Annotated in this window: 20 protein-coding genes; 14 read left to right on the top strand and 6 right to left on the bottom strand. The window is 57.7% G+C overall.

Translation table 11 applies throughout. From position 1 onward, the window contains the following. Positions 1-176: 176 nt before the first annotated feature. Positions 177-896 carry an SDR family NAD(P)-dependent oxidoreductase gene (locus NTX71_08190; protein MCX6339883.1) on the bottom strand — a complete coding sequence of 240 codons (720 nt, stop codon included), beginning with the start codon at positions 894-896 and terminating at the stop codon, positions 177-179. A gap of 167 nt (positions 897-1,063) precedes the next feature. Here NTX71_08190 and NTX71_08195 point away from each other — a divergent pair, with 167 nt between their 5' ends. Both NTX71_08195 and mscL read left to right on the top strand, forming a co-directional pair. Beyond that, complete coding sequence (locus tag NTX71_08195; protein ID MCX6339884.1) at positions 1,064-1,345, top strand: hypothetical protein; 282 nt, start codon at positions 1,064-1,066, stop codon at positions 1,343-1,345. A 96-nt stretch (positions 1,346-1,441) separates the two neighbouring features. Beyond that, on the top strand, positions 1,442-1,876 hold the full coding sequence (mscL, locus tag NTX71_08200) for a large conductance mechanosensitive channel protein MscL (protein ID MCX6339885.1): 435 nt from the start codon (positions 1,442-1,444) through the stop codon (positions 1,874-1,876). Positions 1,877-1,949: 73 nt separating this feature from the next. On the opposite strand, the gene NTX71_08205 is transcribed toward mscL, so the two are convergent. After that, positions 1,950-2,153, bottom strand: a complete 204-nt coding sequence (locus tag NTX71_08205; protein ID MCX6339886.1) for a Fic family protein — start codon at positions 2,151-2,153, stop codon at positions 1,950-1,952. Positions 2,154-2,168: 15 nt separating this feature from the next. Then, complete coding sequence (locus tag NTX71_08210; protein MCX6339887.1) at positions 2,169-2,621, bottom strand: hypothetical protein; 453 nt, start codon at positions 2,619-2,621, stop codon at positions 2,169-2,171. 184 nt (positions 2,622-2,805) lie between these two features. On the opposite strand from NTX71_08210, the gene hisF reads away from it, so the two are divergent. The 5 genes from hisF (at position 2,806) to NTX71_08235 (ending at position 6,975) form a co-directional block, all read left to right on the top strand. Continuing rightward, on the top strand, positions 2,806-3,570 hold the full coding sequence (gene hisF / locus NTX71_08215) for an imidazole glycerol phosphate synthase subunit HisF (GenBank protein ID MCX6339888.1): 765 nt from the start codon (positions 2,806-2,808) through the stop codon (positions 3,568-3,570). A gap of 59 nt (positions 3,571-3,629) precedes the next feature. Continuing rightward, positions 3,630-4,625, top strand: a complete 996-nt coding sequence (locus NTX71_08220; GenBank protein ID MCX6339889.1) for a 50S ribosome-binding GTPase — start codon at positions 3,630-3,632, stop codon at positions 4,623-4,625. Positions 4,626-5,169: 544 nt separating this feature from the next. Continuing rightward, on the top strand, positions 5,170-5,670 hold the full coding sequence (locus NTX71_08225) for a hypothetical protein (GenBank protein MCX6339890.1): 501 nt from the start codon (positions 5,170-5,172) through the stop codon (positions 5,668-5,670). A gap of 94 nt (positions 5,671-5,764) precedes the next feature. After that, positions 5,765-6,562: an ABC transporter substrate-binding protein gene (locus NTX71_08230; protein ID MCX6339891.1), complete on the top strand. Its 798-nt coding sequence runs from the start codon at positions 5,765-5,767 to the stop codon at positions 6,560-6,562. A gap of 89 nt (positions 6,563-6,651) precedes the next feature. Continuing rightward, a complete protein-coding gene (locus NTX71_08235; GenBank protein ID MCX6339892.1) occupies positions 6,652-6,975 on the top strand; it encodes a phospholipase D-like domain-containing protein in 324 nt (107 codons plus the stop codon). Between the two features lie 61 nt (positions 6,976-7,036). On the opposite strand, the gene NTX71_08240 is transcribed toward NTX71_08235, so the two are convergent. Beyond that, entirely contained in the window at positions 7,037-7,741 is a 705-nt protein-coding gene (locus NTX71_08240; protein ID MCX6339893.1) for a PilZ domain-containing protein, read from the bottom strand. A gap of 441 nt (positions 7,742-8,182) precedes the next feature. Between NTX71_08240 and NTX71_08245 the strand changes: the two genes are divergently transcribed. The 3 genes from NTX71_08245 (at position 8,183) to NTX71_08255 (ending at position 11,954) form a co-directional block, all read left to right on the top strand. Further along, positions 8,183-10,099 carry a sigma 54-interacting transcriptional regulator gene (locus tag NTX71_08245; protein ID MCX6339894.1) on the top strand — a complete coding sequence of 639 codons (1,917 nt, stop codon included), beginning with the start codon at positions 8,183-8,185 and terminating at the stop codon, positions 10,097-10,099. A gap of 241 nt (positions 10,100-10,340) precedes the next feature. Then, a complete protein-coding gene (locus tag NTX71_08250; GenBank protein ID MCX6339895.1) occupies positions 10,341-10,946 on the top strand; it encodes a hypothetical protein in 606 nt (201 codons plus the stop codon). Between the two features lie 42 nt (positions 10,947-10,988). Continuing rightward, positions 10,989-11,954, top strand: a complete 966-nt coding sequence (locus NTX71_08255; GenBank protein MCX6339896.1) for a queuosine salvage family protein — start codon at positions 10,989-10,991, stop codon at positions 11,952-11,954. Here NTX71_08255 and NTX71_08260 read toward each other — a convergent pair. Further along, positions 11,932-12,270 carry a DUF962 domain-containing protein gene (locus NTX71_08260; GenBank protein ID MCX6339897.1) on the bottom strand — a complete coding sequence of 113 codons (339 nt, stop codon included), beginning with the start codon at positions 12,268-12,270 and terminating at the stop codon, positions 11,932-11,934. The two genes, NTX71_08255 and NTX71_08260, sit on opposite strands and share 23 nt — an antisense overlap. Positions 12,271-12,298: 28 nt before the next feature. On the opposite strand from NTX71_08260, the gene holA reads away from it, so the two are divergent. Continuing rightward, positions 12,299-13,444, top strand: coding sequence for a DNA polymerase III subunit delta (holA, locus tag NTX71_08265; GenBank protein MCX6339898.1), 1,146 nt, complete (start codon positions 12,299-12,301; stop codon positions 13,442-13,444). 4 nt (positions 13,445-13,448) lie between these two features. Here the strand turns inward: holA and dnaA are convergent, their stop codons facing one another. Then, positions 13,449-14,780: a chromosomal replication initiator protein DnaA gene (gene dnaA, locus NTX71_08270; protein MCX6339899.1), complete on the bottom strand. Its 1,332-nt coding sequence runs from the start codon at positions 14,778-14,780 to the stop codon at positions 13,449-13,451. Positions 14,781-15,197: 417 nt separating this feature from the next. Between dnaA and NTX71_08275 the strand changes: the two genes are divergently transcribed. The 3 genes from NTX71_08275 to NTX71_08285 are packed head-to-tail and all read left to right on the top strand — an operon-like array spanning position 15,198 to position 17,477. Beyond that, entirely contained in the window at positions 15,198-15,941 is a 744-nt protein-coding gene (locus tag NTX71_08275; protein MCX6339900.1) for a hypothetical protein, read from the top strand. A gap of 13 nt (positions 15,942-15,954) precedes the next feature. Beyond that, on the top strand, positions 15,955-16,680 hold the full coding sequence (locus NTX71_08280) for a hypothetical protein (protein MCX6339901.1): 726 nt from the start codon (positions 15,955-15,957) through the stop codon (positions 16,678-16,680). Beyond that, the gene (locus NTX71_08285; protein ID MCX6339902.1) at positions 16,677-17,477 is read left to right on the top strand and encodes a hypothetical protein; all 801 of its coding nucleotides are present in this window, start codon (positions 16,677-16,679) and stop codon (positions 17,475-17,477) included. The genes NTX71_08280 and NTX71_08285 overlap by 4 nt, the downstream gene beginning before the upstream one ends. The last annotated feature ends 23 nt before the right edge of the window (positions 17,478-17,500 follow it).

The following is a 17,500-nucleotide window of genomic DNA, read 5'->3' on the forward strand; positions in this document are numbered from 1 at the left end:
CTATTCTCCCCTCCTGGGGTGAATTTCCCTATCTCTGCATGGAACCTCACTCTCTCTGCCTCACGCGATGGGGTAAACTCATTTCTGTACTTCTTCTCTCCTTCTCCTATGCAACATCTTATGAGCAAAGCAATTCCCTCATAACAGATGTTTCTATAGAAAATCACAAGTAGGGCTTAACTGTAGAACCGTGAGTATATCCAATCCGGGAGGATTTTCATGAACAAAGCGACAATCCGCCACCGCGGCGTGATGTAGGCGTGCTTCCTCTTTTTCCTGATTGCCGCGGCGATCTGGCGTGCCGCGACCTCCGTCGGGATAACCCAGAACGCGCCCTTTTGTCCCTCCATCATCGCAGTGTTAACGTGACCTGGCATGACATCGGTAATGTGAATGTTCACGCCCATCCTCCGTGCCCTTATCCTGAATCCGTGCATGAGGCTGGAGACGAATGCCTTCGAGGCGTTGTAGACGGACGAGCAGTGACCACCCCTGACCGCCGCGACGGATGAGATTCCAACTATGTGCCCGGATCCCCTCTCGCAGAAGTAGTTGAAGGCGTAATTGAACATGGCGGTGAAACCGGTGACATTGACATTGATCGTCTCGCGCTCCTCATCCCAATCGGGATCCTGAAAAATGACGCCCGCGCTGATGATGATGAGGTCCACGCCGCCCATCTCGCGTATGAGCTCATCCAACAACTTCCGTGCTTCATCTGTCCGCGTGACGTCGATGCGTTTGACAAAGCTGGTGGTGGGGAGCTCCCGCTGGAGTGCGGTAAATAGTTCGACCCTCCGGGCTGCAAGGCCGAGGATATATCCCTCCCCGGCGAGCACCTTCGCCAGCTCCCTCCCTATTCCCGCGGAGGCCCCTATAATAATTGCCCTCTGCATGCCCCAGCTCCTTGAGGCGCTCCCCTCTATCACGAACGATTCGTATTGTGCGCCATCGATTACTTTACTAAAATTTTTCCCGCAATAGAAGGACGGTCCTTGTGTTATTCCCTCCGCAGTGGAGTGGGAAGTGACCGTTCGAACAATGTACGGGAGAGGAGGTTGATATGCTAAGAGGCATGATTATTCTACTGGCACTTCTTGGGTTTGTCGTGTGCGTCGGGCTGGCCGCCGCCCAGGAGCAGAAGGAAGAAGGGGTTCTGGGAAGGGTGAAGAGCGTGCTGCCCCGTAGCGGGGAGAAGGCATGTGGCCCGAAGGAAGGCGCGGGCATGATGGAAAAGGTGAAGGCCGCGCTTCCCGGCGCTGAGGACAAGGGCGCTGCCCCGAAGGAAGGCGCGGGCATCATGGAGGGGGAGAAGGATGTAGTGCCAGCCGAGTCTGGAAAGTAGCTTTTTATCTTCAGGAGTTGGAAACTGAGGGGAGGCGCTCAACGTATCGCCTCCCTCTTTTTCTCATTGTACCACAGATATGGGGAGGAGCGGGAAATGGCCAGCATTATTAAAGATTTCAAGGGCTTTCTGTTGAAGAGCAGTGCGCTCGCGCTGGCGATCGGCGTCATCATCGGCGCGGCGACGGGCAAGATCGTGGGCTCCCTGGTCAACGAAGTCCTCATGCCCGTGATCGGCAAGATCACGGGGGGAGTCGATTTTTCAAACCTCTACTTCAACCTGACGCCAGGGAAGGTCTACGAGAATTACGCGAAGGCCAAGGAAGCCGGGGCCGCCCTCGGCTATGGCATGTTCATCAATGCGATGATTGATTTCGCGATCATCTCATTCGTGGTATTCATGATCTCGAAAGCCTTCCTCAAGGAAGCGCCCCCACCACCGGGCCCGAAGACGAAGACGTGCCGGGACTGCGGCGAAACCGTCCTCGAGATCGCCCGCAAGTGCAAGTGGTGTGGGAGCACGCTGGCGTAGGGGGATGGATTTCCGCAAACATCAATTAGCGCTTATTTGCCTGGCAGCGTGTTAATTGCGGAGAGTGTCCCTATTAATAGTCGTCCAGAGCGAAGAACCGTTTCACATCGAATCCTCTCCTGTAAAGAACGAAGGAGGCCATGACCCGCGCTGTTCTCCCATTGCCGTCCATGAAGGGATGAATTCTCACAATCTCATAGTGCGTTATGCCGGCTTCGATAACAGGATCGGATTCATTCGTCTCCGGGGAGTTAAACCATTCAAGAAATTCCTCCATAAGTTTGACAACCGCCTAAGGAGGCGGCGGGGTAAAAACCACTTCCCCTGTGATTCTATTTTCGACAACCACCTTCCGCTTTCGGAATGATCCCTCATCCTCAGGTCTTTCCCGCGTATTCCTTGTCACTATCCGGTGAGCATCCAGGACGTCTGAAGCAGTAAGGATCTTTTTTCCGGCAAGCTTCGGAATCCCTTCAAGGGCTTCTATGTAATTCAAGACTTCCTCTCTGTCCTTCCTCCGGGCCATTACCTCTCTTCCCTCCGCCAGGGCGGTAACTTCTTCCAGTGAGAGAGGATTGCCCTCGATCGAGGTGGAAGCGTGAGCGCTCCTCAGAAGCGCATCCCTCCTCAGAGAGACTTCCCATTTAGGGACGAGGGGCGCGGTGAGAATAATGGATCTCGCCTCAGCGATGGAAGCAAGGTTCCTGACGATGTTATGCGTATAATGAAAATTCGGTTTAAACATTGGTCAGTTCCTTAATTCATTATCCCGTATTGAGCCCAAACTAATAATACAATCCAGGCGCGAGGGGAATGAAGAAATAGAGCTTCGTCTATCGTGAATATTTTTACTTTTTGCCCACGATTATTAATGCTGGTATACTGCTGCAAGGCGAGGAGGTGAAACTTGGCGCATGAAGGAGCGACAGATGAATTACCGGAGAGTTATCCCGTGCCTTGACACGAAGAATGGGCGGCTGGTCAAGGGCGTACACTTCGTGGATGTAAAGGAGCTGGGCGATCCTGCGGAGGCCGGCGAGGCCTACAGCAGGGCAGGGGCGGACGAACTGGTATTCCTCGATATCGTCGCGACGGTTGAGAAGAAGGGAACGCTCATTGACGCGGTGAAGATGACGGTGGAGCGAATCACCGTGTCGCTGACGGTCGGAGGCGGCGTCCGGAGTATCGAAGACATCAAGGAGTTGCTGGCCGCGGGGGTATCACGGGTGTCCATCAATACGGCCGCAGTGCGGAGGCCTGATTTTGTCAGGGAGGCAGCCGAAGAGTTTGGCAGCGGGAAAATCGTCGTCGCCATTGATACGCGGAAATCGGCGAAGGTCCACTCGGGCTTCGAAGTGGTAGTGAGCGGGGGGACGAAGCCCACGGGCATGGATGCGGTCGAGTGGGCGAAGCGGGTTGACGAGCTGGGTGCGGGCACGATATTGCCGACGAGCATGGATGCCGATGGCTCGCGGGCGGGATACGACATCCCCATGACGCGGGCGATCGCGGACGCGGTGAGTGTGCCGGTCATCGCGTCGGGTGGAGCGGGAACCCTTGAACACCTCTACGAGGCGATCACCGAGGGACACACGGATGCTGTCCTCGTTGCATCGATTGCGCACTACGGCACCTACACGATCAGGCAGATGAAGGAATATCTCGCGTCGCGGGGAATTCCGGTCAGGTTATAGCTGACTCACAGGCGCTTTTGCTTTCAACTTTAAACTTTCAACATTAGGCTGTGGTACACGTGCCCGCGAACCTGCCGCCACAATACATCGCCGCCGAACAGAAGCTCAAGGCGGCGAGGGACCCCGAGGAGAAGATCGCGATCCTCGAGGAGATGTGGTCCCTTCTCCCCAAGCACAAGGGGACCGACAAGATACAGGCTGACCTCAAGCGGCGGATATCGAAGCTCAAAAAAGAGGCCGAGGAAGGCAAGAAGGGGAGGAAGGGCTTTTCGATCAGTGTCGTGAGGGAGGGAGCCGGGCAGATCGTGGTTGTCGGCCCTCCCAATTCAGGAAAGTCAAGCCTCGTCGCCGCGCTCACCGGCGCGAATCTCAAGATAGCCCCCTACCCCTTCACGACGCTCGTCCCGTGTCCGGTGATGATGCCCTGGCTCGATGTCCAGGTCCAGCTTGTGGATCTCCCCGCAATAGCCCCCGGCCATGTCGAGTTCTGGTGCGTCAACATTATCAGGAACTCCGATGCCGCGCTCCTGGTGGTGGATGCGTCCGGCGAGGAGTGCCTCGATCGCGCGGAGGAGGTGATGGGGGAGCTCGATCAAAGACAGGTCTATCTCGGGAAAAGGCAGGGCCCCTCATCAGACGCAGGACAGGAACATCCGGATAAAAGGACGATTCTCGTCGCGAACAAGATTGATCTGGGACAGGCGCACGAAAATCTTTCTCTGGTCAGCAAGCTCTATGCCGACAGGTTTGATCTCGTGCCCTTCTCCTGCATCACAGGGAGCAGCGGAGACCACGAGACACTGCGCAGGCGCGTATTCGAGCTCCTCAATGTGATCCGGATCTATCCCAAGGAGCCTGGCGCGAAGCCCGATATAAAGCAGCCGTTCACCGTCAGATCGGGCTCCACCGTCCTCGATTTCGCCGCGCATGTGCATAAGGATTTTGCCCGGAACCTGAAACAGGGGCGCGTCTGGGGGTCGGCACGATTCCCCGGCCAAGCGGTGGGCAGGGAACATCTGCTCCGGGATGGCGACATCGTCGAGCTGAGCATGTGATTCGGGGGTGCGGGATGGCACCCTGTGGGTGGCAACCCCTAACTTATAGGATGGGAACAAGATGAGTGATCATCCACTGATTTCACGGATTAGCACGGATGCAAAAACAGCCCAAAGTTTAAAGCTGAAAGCCAAAGGATCCAATCGCACTTTAGACCTTATACCTTAAACTTTTTGCTGTGGTTACAATCAGTGTCAATCCGTGGATAGAAACACTGTGTGAAGTGAATGAGTACCCCCCATAACTGAGAAGGTGTGAAAAAATTGTATTTTCAGCGCGTGTACACTGATATGAGAAATTGTCATTGCGATCCCGCTAAGCGGGAGAAGCAATCTGTTGTCTCCAATAGAGTTGAGATTGCCACGTCCGCCTCGTCCCGCTTAGCGGGACTCGGCGTCCTCGCAATGACAACCTTAATGCTGATTTTTTCACACCTTCTGAGAGGTTACTTCGGGGCACCGGAGATGCTTGCCATTATACACCGGGGATGCTATAGTATAGTGGACACGGGCGAGCAAGTATCGTCAGGAGGGGAGGTGTAAAATGAGGTCGCTTCTTTCGTTCCTATCGGCGTGCGTCGTTGTGGGTTTTGTCACCTGCCACTGCCTGAATGCCGCAGAGGAGGTGGATCCAAAGGAGGTCGTCACGAGCCCGAAGGATTATATCGGGAAAACGGTGACAATCAAGGTAAGGTTCGGGAAGGTGAACAACGTATTCCGCGGCTGGGAGGATCAGGCGAACCTGAACAGGAAAATTAAGTTTATCGTGAGCCCGCTCGCTGAGATAGCCTGCTACGCTGACAAGACGGACGAAAATGAAGAGCTGATCAGCGGCCTCAAACCGGGTCAGGAGGTGACGATCACCGGCCACATTAAGAAAGCCAAGATGGAGGCCCGGGTCAAGGGTGAGCGGCACACCGTGAAGAGGACGGTGAAGGGCAGTGCGGTGTATGCCTTTGTCGTGAGCAAAATAGAGAGCGTCGGGGAGGCCATGGGTCCCGGGGGCGCGCCGGGGATGATGATGCGCCGCATGATGAAGCGATAGGAGAGAGTGGCCGCCCATCGCGTTTCGCTGATTCGACGCCTCGAGCCAGTGGGGGTGAACTGTGTGTGACCGAACAGGATTCAAGGAGGTGCGCATGAAATATGCTCCGATTATCTGTGCGGTGCTCGTCTCCGCGGTCGCGGTTTTTGCCCAGGCTCCGTCACCGGCGCCTGCCGCGAAAGAAGCCGGCCGCACCCTCCGATTCGTCACCGATTTTGATTCTCCCCCATTTTCGTTCGTGGAAAGGTCGAAAAAAGTTGGCTTCGAGATCGATCTGGGACAGGCAATCGGGAGGGAGCTCGGGGCCAGGGTGCTGTGGATCCAGAAGGGCTTCAACCTCGGCACCTATGAGAGCCTTCTGAAGTCCGGGGCCGCTGATGCGGTCATCAACAGTATCTCCATTGCACCGGAGCGGCAGAGGCAATTTGACTTTACGGTCCCCTATTACCGGTCGAGCCTGGCGGTGGCCGCGATCAAGGATATCGATTGGAATCACACGGACTTTATCAATGGCCTGAAGGATATGCGTCTCGGTGTGCTGAGAAGGAGCACGAGCTACGAGTGGGCGCGAAGGAATCTCTCGGCCAAGCGGGTGAACTACTATTCACCCCAGCGCATGGCCCAGGCCTTGCGGGACGAACAGGTCTTCTGTATTTTGATTGATGAGGATATCCTGAAGTGGGTGCTCCACAACAATGCCTACCGGTTTCAGGAAGTCGAGAGAGACCTGGATCACGAGTATTATGGTATCGTAGTGAAGAAGGGCAATACTCAACTGGTCTCGGAGCTCGACCAGGCGCTGAAGCGCCTCGACGAGAAGGACATCTACGACACGATTTACGAGAAGTGGTTCACGCGGAAAATGGACCTCCCCCGCAGACCATCCCGCTGAGGGAGTTGCGGTCAGGGGCGTAACGGATCAGACTTGTGTGGTAACTGCAACGTAACGATCCGCCTCCCTATCATTCCACGGGGGAAATCATGAGAAGATTGGGCTGGCAGATACTCTTGGGGGTACTCCTCGATAAGAGCAACTACAACAAGGCCATCAACGAGGTCAACGCGCGGGCGAAGGCGTACCTGGAGTCAAAGGGGGTCACTGTCCGCTACGACGATGAGGAGGTGACAAGCCACGCAAAACTTATCTGCGCGGACGACGCGGTCGTCGTGGGCTCCGACAACCGGGGGTATGACGCGATCGAGCGCAAGAATGAGTGCGCGGTGATCATACGCGACAGGGCAACCTCAGAGTTTTTCCGGCGGTATTTCGACACTCTCTGGGAGGGAAAGCAGTGGGTACCGTGACAGGACACGAGTCCCGCGACCGCTCGTGCGAACCCGCGCTCTGTGGTGATCCGGTGGGCGGCTATTGTCTGTCAATGCGCGGACGTAGCGAAACCCCAAGCGCGAGTCGTTCGCCCGCGCTCTCCCTCATATAATCTCTGATAGCTTCCCGCTTCGGTTCGGCGAGATCGGAGAAGTTAATCCCCAGCCCCATCTGGTAATCCTGGCTGTCCAATCTTGCGAGAGTGCCATCCACCACCAGACCCTTCCTCAGGGCGGAGAGATCCAACTGCGCGATGGGCATCCCCAGTGCAAACATAAACGGACCTGCATCGTGCTCACGCAGCAGATATTCCACGAGGACGCCGCCAAGACTTATGTTAGTCACGGCGCTCTTGAACGCGACGGGGTGGTCACCATGGATCGCGGTGAGCTTTGCGGGGGCGCAGATTGACACCCGGGGATACCGGCGCCTCTCACCGATGGCCTCGTATGAACACGAAAGTTCCAGCCCCAGACGCTCAATTGCTTCATCAATGCTATCGTAGGTGTTAACCGCTGGAGAAATATTGGCGTTCTCCATGAATTGCATGACGTTTGGAGAGGGGCTACAGAAAGCTACATTCCCGATAGAGGATGCTTTCTTCAGTGCCTGCATACCAAGACTGTCCACGAAATCCAGCCTTGAAAGGTCTATGAGCACCATTCCATTATTCGCCACATTGGCCCAATAATGGATCATCCTGCCAGTTGATTCACCCAGGAAGCCGCTGAGTCTGCCTCTCAACGTTAGAACCAATGCCTTCTTTTTATGTCTATTTATACCGCTGTGCATGTTATTCATTCGCTATTGCATTACATATGCCATAATAATATAGAGCAATTTCTGTGCCAATTGAAAACCGTTACTAAAATTTCTTAAAGATACATCTATCTCATTCTGGCGCAGGGTGATGTATCCTATCGAATTCGCGCCTCTTATGGCAGCATGCGGTGCATTTCAGTCCAATTGCTTACTTTGTTCACAGTTCCATGATAACTTTGTTCCTATTTCAAGGGCTATTATACCGTTTCAATCATAACAACGTCTCTCTCGAATACCTACAAGGAAAGACGCGCCCAACAGAAACCACCAGAATGCGCTTGATAGCTGGATTCTAGCAAATAACAGTCCTCGTCTTCAATATTTTTTGATACCCTGTCTTCGCTAAGAGGTGGTGTGATCACAATGGCAGAAATCTACTTCACAAACAGAGCTAAGATAGTTCTCATTGTCATTATCGTTTTCCTCACGCTCTACTACTTCCATCTCGACACGCTCAGGGAACTACAGTATAACCTCATCAACGTGAGCGAATCGGCGGCCATCGCAGCCCTCTCCATAATCGCATTTCCCGTGCTGCTCGGCTTACTTTTGTCAACATCATGCAGGGGAATGCGTGACCTTTCGGTGACGGTCCTGTGTGCGGTAGCTTTTCTCGCGCTCGACTATTACCTCTTCGCCGCTCACGGCACACAGTTAAACACGGTGTACCCTCTCCTCGCGATTGTGGCATCCTCACTTGCGCTGTCCGCGCATGCACGCATTGTCCGGGAGCAGCGCGCGTCTCGCGTGAGGAATTCGGTGTTGAAAATGGGACTGGCAATTCGCAGCGCGCGGGACAGCGGCGAGCTCTCCCGCGTCATCCTCGACGCGCTGGCAATGGCCGTGGGCGCCGACCGGGGAATGATTTTTTCCTGCGGGGAAGAGGCGAGGAACGGGGAGGAGTTCCCTGTTGAATGTGAGCGGAACATGCCCGCCGGGGTTATCTCCGGGGATGAGTTCGCGTGCGGCAGGGAGATCATATCGAGCGTCAGATCTACGCGGGAGGGAATGGTCATCCGTAATATGAGGAAGGGAAAACTATTAGCTCATCCGCAGTCGGGCAGCGAGGGTCTCCCCCGATCGGTTCTCTGTTTTCCGCTCAGCCACAGGCAGGCCCCCTTGAGAATAATCTATATGGAGAGCGACGCGCTCGAGAATGTCTTCCTGGACGATAGTACCGATGTCATCACTGCGCTGGCCGCCCAGGCTGCCGCTGTCATGGAGAATGAGCTGATTTACTCGACGGGGCGGCAGGCGAAAAATAATCTGAGGGAGGAGGACGCATATGTGAAGCGCGAGATTGAACAAACCCAGCGCCTGAGCTACATCGTGGGCAATAGCACGGCGATTCAAGCGTGCCTGGCGCTGGTGAGCAAGGCGTCCAAAAGTGATATCACGGTGCTCATTGAGGGGGAAACGGGAACCGGCAAGGAGCTGATTGCCAAAGCCATCCACTTCACGGGGCCCCGGGAGGCTGCCATGTTCGTTGCGCAGAACTGCAGCGCATTGCCTGAGTCGCTCCTTGAGAGCGAACTCTTCGGCCACAAGCGGGGTGCCTTCACGGGAGCGGTGAAGGACAAGAAGGGTCTCCTTGAGATTGCCGATGGGGGCACGATTTTCCTCGATGAGGTCGCTGATATGCCCCCCGCCCTTCAGGCAAAACTGCTGCGGGTGTTGCAGGAGGGGGTGATACGGCCGGTGGGGGGCGTGAAGGAGAAGCGGGTGGACCTCAGAATTATCTCCGCGACGAATAAGAATCTCGCAGAGGAGATGAAGGCGGGACGGTTCAGGGAGGACCTTTACTACAGATTAAATGCGTTCACGATCCATGTCCCCCCCCTCAGGGCGAGGAGAGAAGATATCCCCGTGCTCGCCATGCATTTTGTCGAGCGGATATGTAAGTGGCTGAAGAAAGATATCAAGGGGATCAGCGGTGAGGCGATGGCCAGGCTGGTGACGCATGATTTTCCGGGGAATGTGAGGGAGTTGGAAAACGAAATGGAGAAGGCGATCGTGATGGCGAGCGACGGAGACATGATCACCACTGATGGTCTTTCGGAGAAGATACAGGGTGCGTCAGCCGCCATGCCGGAGGGTGATGAGCATCACACAATGAAAGAAGCGATCATCTCCCTGGAGAGAAAGTTGATCGCGCGCGCGCTGCAGAAGCACCACGGCAATAAGAGCAGAACGGCGCAGGAGCTTGGGATCAGTCGCCGGGGGCTCGCGAAGATGATCGAGCGGATCAAGAGCAGCGGGTTGAGCTCCCCCCCCGAGTGATCCATCTACCTCGATAGATCTTCCACGTCATTCCGTAAGGAGTGGTTTTTGTGCGGGTACCTCGGGATAGCGGCGGCGGTGTTGATTGGTGGTGCGTGTTCAACCTCGTCTCCTCACACAGTGCTTGGCGGGGGACCATACGGGAGAAAATCAAAGGCGGATGCCGTCTCCTTCGGATTTCCTGAAACGGTCCTCCGTGCGATCGCTCCAGCGCGCGCGCGGTGAATAGAGGAGTGACCTGATGCAGAAGAGACATCCCCTCCCCGAATTGCGCCGGGGCATCACCCGGTGGGGCGATGGGAGGAAGATAAAGTGGTTCCTGGACGAGCGGTTTTCCCGCCGGTTGCTCAGGAGCATTGAACTCGAGATGAGGGAAAGGCAGTTCTACTGCGCGCTCTACCTCATGCTGCTCGGCGTGGAGATCCTCAGCGGCTTTTTCGAGGGGAGGGAACCGGGCGTCGAAACGTTTTGCTCCTTCGTGGAGAGGTACTTCAGCCGGCTGCTCTCCTCCCGCGCCCGCCCCACGCTGTGCAGACGGGGAATCGTTGACAGGGAACCGGACGGCCGATCGCACGGCAGCATCGCGGAGGTCATCTGGTTGATCTTCCGCTGCGGCTTCAGGGATTCGTGCGCGGTCTACGCCCGCGGCTCCCTCGCCGAGCGCTCCCGTTACTATTGCAGGTGCTATAAGAGGGTGGGGCTCAGGCTTGACGTGCACAAGTTTTACCGTGATTTTTTGCGCGCGAATCGCGCGTACTCGAGCGACGCCTACAGCGATTATCTCGTGAGGCAGAAGTTCGTGACGCGTTTCGACCAGCTCTTTGGCGGGGGTCCTCACGCGCGATAGGTGCATCAGATTGACCATCGTCTCAACATGAGGCTGGACGGGATGAGAGAAGCGATACTTGAGGGCATTCGGCCGATCATAGACGGGTTGCAGCATGTGGAGATAGACAGGGAGCGCGTGGGCGCGTTCTGCCGCCGCCACCCCGCGGTCAATATAGACCTGCCCGACTGGCGGCAGGATTTCATTTATCCGTGGGATGATGAGGGCGCGGCGGATTATTTCCTCCTCTTTAACTGCATTAACTTTGCGTTCTGGGCAAAGGGGGACAATGTAAAGTGGAGGATTTCGTATAAGGGGCGATGGCATGACGGCGCGTATGGCCTCATGGGGGCGCTCACCCGCGCCCTGGAAGAAGGGCTGCCGATCCTCGATGGCGCCTTCCTCAAGGAGATGACGGAGAAACAGCTCCGGGAGATCCTCCGTGGCGAGGGGGACCTTGTCCTCCTCCCTGAACGGGTGGCAATTCTCAGGGAGGTGGGGTCGGGCCTCGTGGAGCGTTACGAGGGGAGCTTCCGCTGCCTCCTGAGGGAGGCGCGCGGGAGCGCGGCGGCGCTCGCGAGGCTGCTGGTGGATGGGTTTCCCTCGTTCAATGACGCGTGCAGGACAGGCGGGCGTGAGGTCAGATTTTACAAGAGAGCTCAGCTCGCCGCCGCCATGATATACCAGCGATTCAGGGGCGCCGGCCCAGGCGCGTTTTGCGATATCGACGACCTCACGGTCTTCGCGGACTACAAGCTCCCGCAGGCGCTGCGCAGGGCGGGCGTTTTGAGGTATGGGGAGGCGCTGGCCAGGACTGTTGACTCGCGCACGCTCATACCCCCGTGTAGCAGCGAGGAGATTGAAATTCGCGCCTGCACCATCTGGGCCTGCGAGCTGATCATGGGGGAGTATGCCAGAATGAAGCAGAAGATGAATTCAGTGATGCTCGATGCGTTCCTCTGGCTCCTGGCGCACGAGAAGGCGGCTGACGACAAACCGTACCACCTCACGGAGACGATCTATTACTAGGAGGGCGCGCGCGGCGGAGGAGTTTTTCGCAGAGGAGCTGCTCCCCTGACTTGTTCCCTTCTATGGCGTGGCCCAGGAACTGCACGGTATAACCCGAGGTGAAGAGCACGAGGGCCCAGGCCGGGGAATAAAAAAGGAGGACGGGCAGGGCGGCGATCGTGAGGGGGATCCCTGCGAGGTGCAGGATGAGGTTGAGGCGATGAGTGTGTCTCTCAGCCCATTTCAGATAGATATTGCGTATCAACATATTTTTCGGGGGATGCGGTAGGGGGAACGCCTTATTTCCCGCCGCCCGGCAGCAGGTTGCCAGAGCCAATAGTATACCATAGAGCGTGGTGAGCACAATGGAGAGCGATCGGAGAAAAAGGACAGTGCGGAAGCCCGCGCCACCTGACGCGCGCCGCGGAATCCGGGATCTGGATCCCAGGGGAGGGGGGGTCCCCGTGTATCTCTTTCACGGGGAAGAGGACTATCTGATCGAAGAGGCAGCCAGGAAGCTCGTGGCGGGTCTCGTGCCGGAGGAGCAGAGGGAATTCGGGCTTGAGGTTCTGAGCGGGGCGGCGGTGACGATCGCGGAGATAACCGGCGCCCTCGCCACGCTACCCCTCTTCAGCGGGAGCAGGCTGGTGTGGCTGAGGGGGTGCGGCCTTTTCCACTCCTCCGAGAGGGCGGAGGCGGTGCGCGGATCTCTGCCTCAGCGGGGGGCGCGCACCACCGCCGTCATCACCGGGGAGAGCGTTGACAGGCGCTTCTCCCTCTACAGGGATATCGAGAAGCGCGGGGTCATCCGCGAGTTTGCGCGCCTCTCCGAGACAAATGACAACCATTTGAGATGCATCTACGATCTCGTCAGCGAAAAACTGAAAACCGACGGCGGGGGGATCGCGCGCGACACCCTCTTTTACCTCGTCCAGCTCGTCGGGACGGATCTGAGAGGGCTCCTCGCGGAGGTTGAGAAGCTGGCCCTCCATGCGGGCGCGAGGGGCACGATTGAGCGGTCGGACATCGACCTTCTCGTGAGCCCCGCGCGGGAGACCGCGGCATACCAGCTCCCCGACGCGGTCACCGCCGGAGACCTCGCGCGGGCACTCGCCTGTCTGAAACGGATGCTCGCTCAGAGGGTTGAGCCGCTGGGCATCATGGAGTCCCTCACGCGTCGGGCCCGGTTTCTCCTCCAGGCAAAAGAGCTGCTGGAGAGTGGAGTCATCAAGGCGAGTTCCGGTTATCCCGCGTTCATGCAGGCGCTGTCGAAAATCCCGCCATCCCTGCGCGAGACCTTCCCGGACAAGAGGCGCGGCAAGCGCTACAGCATCTTCGCCCAGCATCCCTTCGTCATCTACCAGATATGCAAGGCCGCTCAGCGTCTTCCGCTGGAGCGCGCGCGGCGGCATCTGGAAAGGGTGGTGATGGCGGACGCGGATCTCAAGGGCGGACGGCGGTCAAAGGCTGAGGCCCTCGAAGATCTGGTGATCTCGCTCTGCGCGCGGTGACCGCTCACGACCTGATGGCCGTGACGAGCTCATCCACCGTTTCCCTCGCCTCGGTATTGCCCGGGAGGAGCCCCTCGATCGTTTTATAGGAGTGGATGGCCGTGGTGTGATCCCTGCCGGAGAACGCGGCGCCGATATCGGCGTAGGGTGAACTGATCAGTTTCCGACAAAGGTACATGGCGATCTGCCGGGGGAACACAATCTGGCCGCTCCGCGCATACCCGAGGAGGGTTCCTATCTTGATCTGAAAATGGTCAGCTACCTTCCGCTGGATGGCCCTGATCGTGATGCTGTGCTCGTCCCCATCGAAGAGCCCGTCCTGCAGCAGCTCCTCCACTCCCTCCTGATCTGGAATGCTCCCCGAGAGCGCGACGTGGGCGGCGATCCTGTTGAGCGCTCCCTCCATGCGCCTGATGTTGGTTCTGATCCGGCTTGCGAGGAGCACGATGATAGTGCGGGGAAGCGCGATCCCGAGGAGGCGGGCTTTCCTCTCGAGTATGAGTATGCGTGTCTTCAGCGTGGGTGGCGTGAGCTGCATGATTGAACCGGCCTCGAATCGAGAGACGAGCCTCTGGTGGAGGCGTGGGATTTCCCTGGGGGGGCGATCACTGGTGATGACGATCTGACCTTTTTTCTGGTAGAGCGCGTTAAAGACGGAAAAGAACTCCTCCTGGATCTGATTTTTGCCGCTGAGGGAATGGATGTCATCAATGAGGAGGAGATGGGCCGATGACAGTCTCCTCCGCACACTGGCGATTTCGCGATTCTTGTACGCCTCCATCAGTGCATCCATGAGCCGATCACTGGGGATACATATGAAGGAGTGCCTCCCCTCGGCGAGGGCCTGTGCGCCGATTGCCTGGAGGAGATGGGTTTTCCCCAGTCCGACACCGCCGGTGATGAAGAGGGGATTGTGTTTTCTGCCGGGTTTCTCGGCTGCGGAGCGCGCTGCCGAGCAGGGCACCCTGTTGCAGGAACCGATGACAAAATTCCGGAAGGTATAGTTCGGGTTGAGCGTCGCGAGGTGGGACGGTTTCCGCTGCCGTGCCGTTGAAGGGAGACGGGCGGGCTGAGTCCCGGGCGCCGTCTGCCCTCCCGAGACGAGCACGAAATCAATGAGCATCGCCCTGCCGCTCAGCTCGCGCGCGGCGCGGCGCATCGTGTCCAGGTATCGCTGCCTCACGATGCGCTCGTGGATACAGTTGGGCACCTCGAGGACCAGCTTGTCGTCGGAGATGAGGATTGGCGCGAGGGGGAGGAGCCACAGGCGGATTGCTTCCCTGCTCAGGCTCCCCTCGAGGAGCTGCAAGAGATTCCGCCAGAATGAAAGATGCATCGTGTTCTCAATAGATTGGAGACTGCCGTGCGTCACTCACCGTGCCGCGGTACGCAGCGCGTCACAGGAATGCATCTCATGCACCTTAATAACAGCCCTACTTATCCACAAGATATCAACACTCCTGCCCTGCACCACCGCCCACCGGCTTGAATTATAGTGAGACGGCGAACGCAGTCAAGAAATATTTTCACATTCTTTTTACTTTTCCATGACAATTGCCCTTTCGGTGTATGAAATAATCTCAACCGGTTACATGATCCGTGATTGCGCGCTGGAGAGGGATGGGCAGATGTGCTATAGTGCAGGGGTGGTGGGTATGATAGTCTTGTGTTCATGGCGGGTGCGTTCCATGCAACCGCTGTGCGTGGAGGAGATGGGGATCGAAACGGGGGTGGTGTGAACAAGGGGTCGTGGATGAAAAGCCTGGCGTTGGCGGTGCTCATCATGGCGGCATTGTGCTCGGAATCGGTGTCCATGGGCGAGAATAGGGGGGGAGCGGTGGTGCGGGACCAGGCCGCCGGAGGCGTAGAGAAAAAGCAGGCGCTCGCGGCAGTTCAGAAAATTTTAAAAGGAGAGCGCGTGAGCGATCTGGATCTGAAGAATCTGGACGATGCGGTCATTCAGCTCGACACCGTGAGCCCCGACGTGGGTCTGAAGACGGGGAAGGGCGTCGAGGGAGGGCCGGAGGAGAAGGCCGGCCCCCAGAGGAACGTGTATATCCTCAGATTCGATGCGGGCGGCGGCGGGGATCGGCAACTCCAGCTCCTGAGAATCCAGCGGGAAATTCTCAAGAACCAGCTCATCCTGCTCAAGTCGCTGGGCGCGCTCGCCGGCCACCAGGTGTTGATGAACACGCGAACCGCGCGCGTCGAAAACACGCTGAGGGACATGACCATGGGGATGAAGGCCTCGAGCAGGGAGATGACGCGGGTGTTGGGCGAGACCGCATCCACAAACGCCAAGACAACGGACATCGCGAGCACCACAACCGATATGGCCCAGACCATGGAGGCAATGGCCAAGAACGTTGAGGAGATTGAGAGCGCGATGAAAGACGTGGACATGGAGATCGGCAAGATGTCCAAAGACATGAGCAGCTCGTCTTATGATATCGATCGCACGTTGAAGAGGGCGGCGAGTGACGCTGAAGGCGAGTAGTCGGTTGGCATCCATGAGAGACTATAGTATGAGATCATTCGGCGCGCTGTCGTGTGGGGCGCTGCTCGGCGTGCTCCTTGTGAGTGTCCGGTCCTCCGCTCAGCCGGAGCCTGCCGACGCGCAGGTGAAGCGCATTGTCGAGGATGCCATCAATCGGGGCAACACGGTAATCCTCAAGAAGGTTGACTACGTGGGCGGAGAGGGAGAGAGCCCCGTGCCCGCGCCGGGAGGGAACTCAGGGGCGGTGCGCAGCAAGACATACATCGAGATAGACAGCCGCTCGCCCTCGGCAATGGACGGGGAGATGGTCCAGTCACAGAAGAGGGTCGAAGAGAGCCAGCAGGAGATGATGAAAGCCCTTGACACTATCGGGCAGGGCCAGGAACGCCAGGGCGTCAGGCTGAGCGGCATCGAGAGCAGGGGGCAGGATATATCCGCGGGTATGAAGCGTGCGGCGGATGAGGAGGCGGCCATACGGGGGCAGGCGGCTGATACCGGCGGCGCGACGAGCGACGCGGATCGCGCGGTCATGGATTCGGACCGGCTGCTCATGCAGATCAACGATCAGGCTGCCTCGCTCTCGAACTCCGTCTCAGAGTTATCGTCGCGCATCGAAGGGGCGCGGGGAGGCATGGGGCACGCCCCGGGGAGCGGGCAGACACGCGCCGCGATCGCGGGAGGGCCGGGGCAGGCGGAGGGATCCGGAGGAGGCGGCGCGGTGGAGGGGAGGAGGGAATGAAACGGCTCTGTGTGTGCGCGTGCGCGCTCTGCCTCGTGGCCGGCGTGGCCGCGGCGCAGTACAACATGAAACGGTTCAAGGGAGAAAACCTCAACGACGGTGTCATTGACTCCCTGAACCTCACGAGCGGGAAGATCTGCGTCACCGACTTCATGGGAGAGATCAACAACAACTTTACCCCCCAGGAGAGGAAGCGGGGGATCAGGGGGCCATATTACACCAAGTTCAACCTCAGGGACTCGAAGCTGAGGTGCGTCGTCTCCAAGTATGACCCGAAGACGTTCAGCAGGGTGTCGCGCATACGGAAGAACGACCGCATGACGGTGATCGGGCGTATCGAGCAGCTCGCGATGGGCATCCAGCGGTTCAGCCGTCCCTACTATGTGCTCAGGGTCTCCCATGTAGAACCCGGATGGCAGCTGGGAGAAGATGAGGAGATCTTTTCCGGGTTCAGCCGTGATACCAGTTACGAGGATGTTTCCCCCCGTGATGTCTGTGCCCGTACGGACGACTACGCGGAGGAATATCTGCGGCTCAAGGACCGCTTCTCCATTGCCTCGTCCTTTTTCTCGACGTTCGAGCGCGATCTCAATCTGGACAACAAGAGAGCGCTCAAGTTCTACATGGAGAACTGTACCTGGCCGTTCTACATGCCGAACACCGATGCGAACAAAGAACTCCTCGGCAGGCTCACATCCGGAGAACAGGTGACCGTGTGCGGCAGGCTCACGGTCAGCTCGGTCGAAGATGACGCCCTCCTCCTCTTTTCCGTGAGCCGGGTCACACCCGGCTGGTAAGACATGGGTATCGGGCGGCGAGA

It is taken from the genome of Candidatus Auribacterota bacterium (assembly GCA_026392035.1).
GTDB lineage: Bacteria > Auribacterota > Tritonobacteria > UBA1439 > UBA1439 > JAPLCX01.

Coding starts and splice junctions, on each gene's coding strand:
- NTX71_08255 (MCX6339896.1), top strand. CDS start 10,989: ATGAGAGAAGCGATACTTGAGGGCATTCGGCCGATCATAGACGGGTTG.
- NTX71_08230 (MCX6339891.1), top strand. CDS start 5,765: ATGAAATATGCTCCGATTATCTGTGCGGTGCTCGTCTCCGCGGTCGCG.
- dnaA (MCX6339899.1), bottom strand. CDS start 14,780: ATGCATCTTTCATTCTGGCGGAATCTCTTGCAGCTCCTCGAGGGGAGC.
- NTX71_08235 (MCX6339892.1), top strand. CDS start 6,652: ATGAGAAGATTGGGCTGGCAGATACTCTTGGGGGTACTCCTCGATAAG.
- NTX71_08210 (MCX6339887.1), bottom strand. CDS start 2,621: ATGTTTAAACCGAATTTTCATTATACGCATAACATCGTCAGGAACCTT.
- NTX71_08245 (MCX6339894.1), top strand. CDS start 8,183: ATGGCAGAAATCTACTTCACAAACAGAGCTAAGATAGTTCTCATTGTC.
- NTX71_08275 (MCX6339900.1), top strand. CDS start 15,198: ATGAAAAGCCTGGCGTTGGCGGTGCTCATCATGGCGGCATTGTGCTCG.
- NTX71_08205 (MCX6339886.1), bottom strand. CDS start 2,153: ATGGAGGAATTTCTTGAATGGTTTAACTCCCCGGAGACGAATGAATCC.
- NTX71_08195 (MCX6339884.1), top strand. CDS start 1,064: ATGCTAAGAGGCATGATTATTCTACTGGCACTTCTTGGGTTTGTCGTG.
- mscL (MCX6339885.1), top strand. CDS start 1,442: ATGGCCAGCATTATTAAAGATTTCAAGGGCTTTCTGTTGAAGAGCAGT.
- NTX71_08285 (MCX6339902.1), top strand. CDS start 16,677: ATGAAACGGCTCTGTGTGTGCGCGTGCGCGCTCTGCCTCGTGGCCGGC.
- NTX71_08280 (MCX6339901.1), top strand. CDS start 15,955: ATGAGAGACTATAGTATGAGATCATTCGGCGCGCTGTCGTGTGGGGCG.
- NTX71_08225 (MCX6339890.1), top strand. CDS start 5,170: ATGAGGTCGCTTCTTTCGTTCCTATCGGCGTGCGTCGTTGTGGGTTTT.
- NTX71_08190 (MCX6339883.1), bottom strand. CDS start 896: ATGCAGAGGGCAATTATTATAGGGGCCTCCGCGGGAATAGGGAGGGAG.
- holA (MCX6339898.1), top strand. CDS start 12,299: ATGGAGAGCGATCGGAGAAAAAGGACAGTGCGGAAGCCCGCGCCACCT.
- NTX71_08250 (MCX6339895.1), top strand. CDS start 10,341: ATGCAGAAGAGACATCCCCTCCCCGAATTGCGCCGGGGCATCACCCGG.
- hisF (MCX6339888.1), top strand. CDS start 2,806: ATGAATTACCGGAGAGTTATCCCGTGCCTTGACACGAAGAATGGGCGG.